The sequence below is a fragment of the Leptolyngbya sp. FACHB-36 genome, from assembly GCF_014695955.1.
GTDB lineage: Bacteria > Cyanobacteriota > Cyanobacteriia > Leptolyngbyales > Leptolyngbyaceae > FACHB-36.
Genome location: NZ_JACJPG010000016.1, coordinates 1 through 4,243, shown reverse-complemented (window position 1 = coordinate 4,243; position 4,243 = coordinate 1). Strand labels below are relative to the sequence as shown.

5 protein-coding genes are annotated in these 4,243 nt (G+C 50.8%); all 5 read right to left on the bottom strand.

Translation table 11 applies throughout. The features are described from left to right. Positions 1–17 precede the first annotated feature (17 nt). From H6F43_RS00190 to H6F43_RS00170, 5 genes are read right to left on the bottom strand one after another with little or no spacing between them, the layout of a single operon-like run. The gene (locus tag H6F43_RS00190; protein ID WP_190340029.1) at positions 18–506 is read right to left on the bottom strand and encodes a GNAT family N-acetyltransferase; all 489 of its coding nucleotides are present in this window, start codon (positions 504–506) and stop codon (positions 18–20) included. Beyond that, positions 493–1,440, bottom strand: coding sequence for a zinc-binding dehydrogenase (locus H6F43_RS00185; RefSeq protein ID WP_190340028.1), 948 nt, complete (start codon positions 1,438–1,440; stop codon positions 493–495). Before H6F43_RS00185 ends, H6F43_RS00190 begins: the two co-directional genes overlap by 14 nt. A gap of 20 nt (positions 1,441–1,460) precedes the next feature. After that, positions 1,461–2,153 (bottom strand): class I SAM-dependent methyltransferase, encoded by a 693-nt coding sequence (locus H6F43_RS00180; RefSeq protein WP_190340027.1) that lies wholly within the window; start codon positions 2,151–2,153, stop codon positions 1,461–1,463. A 50-nt stretch (positions 2,154–2,203) separates the two neighbouring features. Beyond that, positions 2,204–3,241 carry a sulfonate ABC transporter substrate-binding protein gene (locus H6F43_RS00175; protein WP_190340026.1) on the bottom strand — a complete coding sequence of 346 codons (1,038 nt, stop codon included), beginning with the start codon at positions 3,239–3,241 and terminating at the stop codon, positions 2,204–2,206. Between the two features lie 5 nt (positions 3,242–3,246). Continuing rightward, entirely contained in the window at positions 3,247–4,209 is a 963-nt protein-coding gene (locus tag H6F43_RS00170) for a D-2-hydroxyacid dehydrogenase (RefSeq protein ID WP_190340025.1), read from the bottom strand. Positions 4,210–4,243: the final 34 nt, after the last annotated feature.

Genomic DNA, 4,243 nt, shown 5'->3' with positions numbered 1-4,243 from the left:
CCACCTGAAGCCGACGCTTAAGGAAATGCAGACGATACCGATCGTTTGTCCTTTATAAGTTCTTGCGACACAACCCGAAAGACTGCTTGAGTTTTAAACCGTCGATATCCAGCCTTCTCGTAAAAGCGATGGGCTTGATCCCAGATCACATTAGAGTGCACCGCGATCGTGTCCCAGCCTTGCTGTCGTGCCCAGTGCTCTCCCCACTGGAGCAGTAATCGCCCAATTCCATCTCCGCGATACTCTTCTTGCACAATCAGCCCATAAATCTCAGCTTGCCGCCCGACGATTAGAACGGTCACGATGCACACCTGAATCCACGCGATGACGCGTGCATTTGGCAGATCGGCAACGTAAATTACATGGTCTGGATCAGTTTCCAGCAGAGTTAGGCGTTCCTGCACGGCGGATATGGAGGCAGCATAACCTAGTTGCCCACACAGTAGGGCAATCCGCTCCGCACCCTCAGCCTGCGCCAGTCGAATCACTAACTCACTTTGCAACATGTAAGACGGCTTTGTCTGGATAACGCCGATCGAGCAATTGTTGTGCCAAATCTGCCACCTCAGTCCAAGGAGCTTCTACCGAAATTTGAGGTGTTAACTGACCGCTAGCAACCAATTTTAACAGGCGATTCAACCCAACTGCTGCGGATTCCTGCTTCAGCTCGTTAAACAATATCAGCGCATACAAACTTGCTCCACTGCTGACACCATAGAATCGCTGAGCATCGAATGTTACCTCTGTTCCACCAGAAGTACCAAATAATACGACTACTCCATCAGGGGCGATCGAACCCAGAGCCGCCGTGAGGGTTTTGCCTCCCACTGATTCCAGAATCAGATCATAGGGAGACTCATGATTGAGTGGCAGGTCTGTACCGATGACAACCTGATGCGCTCCTGCGGTTTTGATTACGTCTTCCTGGTCCGGTTGCCGAATGTGGGCAATCACCTCTACGCCAGATAACCGCGCCAATTGAATGGCAAAGTTACCGACACCTCCTGATGCCCCTGTAATGAGAACTGATTTACCCAGGAGTAACCCTCCTTGTTTCAGGGCGTGATAGGCAGTGAGTCCAGCCACAGGTAACGTCGCCGCTTGGGCAAAAGAAACGGCATCGGGCAGTGCGGCGATCGCATTCGTCGGTACAGCCACCACTTCAGCCCAGCCACCAGCCCGGACAAATCCCACGACTCGCGTTCCTGCGGAGGGTCCGGAGCCGTCAGATGCGGGGGTTTCAATCACCCCTGCCAAATCCCATCCCGGTCGCCAACCGGCTTCGGCAATGATCGATCGTCGGATTTCACCCCGGTTTAACGAGATTGCCGCTACTCGGATCAACGCTTCATTGGGTGCAGGGGTAGGGAGATCCACCTCGTGCAGCGCTAACCGTCCCGGAACACTTGGATCAACAACTACTGCCTGAATTTTGCCCATACAAACTACTCTCGTTCTAACTAAACTTTTGTTCCAAGCGTATAAATGAAGTAGTGATCCGTCACCCTCACTTCGGCATCAATCCCGATCGCGGCTAACTGCTGCTGTAGCTCATCGGGTTGATAAAAGATTTTGACGATTTGAAATTCTCGCCCGTCATTCAATTGGCGCGTTTTATAGATACTACCGTCATCAACCAGCACATGGTTCTTGGCTGTAGACGTGGGTTCAAAGCGCGAGTCAATCATAAACAGGTGTCCACCCGATCGGATCGCTTGAGCAACTGTTTGTAGAAATGGGCTGAGACGATCGGGTGGAACATGAGAGAGCCAGAAGGAAAAGAATACCAGATCATATTGCTGCTCAGGTTCCCAGGTGAATACATCGCGTTGTTGATAGATGACCTGAGGAGAATTCCCTAGCTTATGGCGATTGATTTCAATCATTTCACGAGAGGCATCGATCGCCGTGATCTGATTGCCAATTGTGAGTAATTCCTGAGTCCAAATTCCTGTACCGCACGCTAACTCCAGAATGCGATCGACGCTTCCCAATTGATGTAGAGCGTGTTTGACACGTGTAACTTCGTCAAACCACTGCTGATTCAGGTCTAAGCCGCGATCGAATCGCCCTTGACGATAAAACCATTCGTCATACTCCTGCGATCGAGCACGATAGTACTCAATTTGGTTCTGAATAATCTGATCTGGCATTCTATCTAGAGGTGCAAATGTGTTGCACTCACAGTTGCTGCAAGAGACGGTTAACTGAGTGCGTAGGCTGCTACTTTATCAGGAGGCAAAACCGTATCGCTAATTTTGATTGGTTTTGGAATCAGTTTCAGTTGATAGTAGACATCCGCGACTTTTTGCTGTTCTGCCAGCAAATCATCTGTGACAGGTCTCAACCCAAACTGGCGGCGATCAGTGGCTGTTTTAACGGCTGTCGCATCTAGCTTCAACGCCTTGGTCAGCACCTCAGCGACCTCATCTCGATTTTTACCGGACCACTCCTCCAAATCCCGCACCTCCTCCAGCAGTGCCTTCAAAATTGCTGGTCGTTCTGTCGCAAACTGACGTGAGGCAATGTAATAGCCACCAATCCTGTTTACCCCTTCACCATTGGCAACCACGCGAGACTTGATCCCGGTTTCGCCTGCCGCAAAAAATGGGTCCCAAATCACCCAGGCATCCACGGTTCCCTGCACAAAAGCAGCGCGGGCATCGGCAGGCGGTAGATAGACGGGTTCAATATCCTCAAATTTCAATCCGTCTTTTTCCAGCAACTGCACGATCAAGAGGTTCGCACTGGAGCCTTTGGCAAATGTCACCTTTTTACCCTTCAAATCGGTTACGGCTTTAATCAGCGAATCTTCGCGCACCAGTACACCAGAGCCTTTGGGATTAGGCGCAATGGAGGCGGCATACACTAAGTTCGCTCCGGCAGCCTGAGCAAAAATCGGTGGCGATTCCCCGACCGGACCAATGTCGATCGCTCCAGCATTTAAGGCTTCCAGCAAGGGAGGTCCCGCCGGAAACTCTTTCCATTCCACCTGCACGCCTTCTGAGTTGAGCCGCTTGTCGATCGTGCCTCTGGACTTTAACATAATCGTCGATTTCTGATAGCCAATCCGCACCGGACCACTTCCCGACGACGTACTAGATGCCGGAGACGCTGCTTGACCACTCGAAGGGCTGCTTTGCGTTGTCGAATTGGAGGAATTGTTTGTGCAGCTTGCAGCCAGGATGGGTAAGCCCAAACTGGTCAAGCCAAGCAATACATCGCGGCGTTTAAGTGTCATAGTGCTTAATACCCAAGAGTTTTGTCTACTACATTCCGCAAGGGCTGACCTGCGCGGTAGCGATTTAAGTTGTCGAGAAACAGCGCGATCGCCCGTTCCACAATTCGAGGTGAAAATCCAGAACAGTGTGGCGTCACAAACACATTGGGCAGGGACCAGAAAGGGCTTTCCGGTGGCAGGGGCTCAGTGAGGAACGTATCGAGTCCAGCTCCGGCAATCCAGCCTTCTTTTAGGGCTGTAATTAACGCCGCTTCGTCCACAACGGCTCCCCGTGCAATGTTGATCAGATACGCACTAGAACGCATTGCCCGTAACGCTGTTGCATCGATTAGGTTATGGGTTTCTGGCGTCAGAGGGGTTGCTAAAACCACATAATCGGCTTCGGGAAGCAGCGATCGCCACTCATCTCCACCCACTACTCGCTCAAATCCTGCTGTTGGTTGAGGATGGCGACGGGACCCCCAAACATGCATGCCAAACGCACTAGCGCGTTTAGCAATTTCCTGTCCAATCGTGCCTGCTCCAATGATCAACAGCGTTTTATCAAATACTTCCTGAGTTGGCAATTCAATACTCTTTTTCCAGGCATGGTTGGACTGAAGTTCCAGCAAAAATGGCAGACTTTTAGCATGGAACAGAATATACGTCAGTACAAACTCCGCAATTGGAATTGCAAACGTTCCAGCCCCATTGGTGAGGATAATGTCACGCTGTAAGTAGGTAGGAGTGAGGATATGATTCACGCCTGCACTGAGGGTTTGATGCCAACGCAGTTGGGGGGCGGCTGACAACACCTCATGCAGCAAATCAGGTTTGAGATAAAACCAGTTGAGATAGACCTCTGCATCACTGGGATCGCCAATAAACTCACCCTGGCTATTGACCCAAGCTAACTGCAGTTCGGGATCAAGTTGAGCTAATTTTGGCTCAAGCTGAGGGATAAATTCAGTCGGCAACAGCAGTTTCATTCCATTACACCCCATACTGTTTAAACCATGCCTG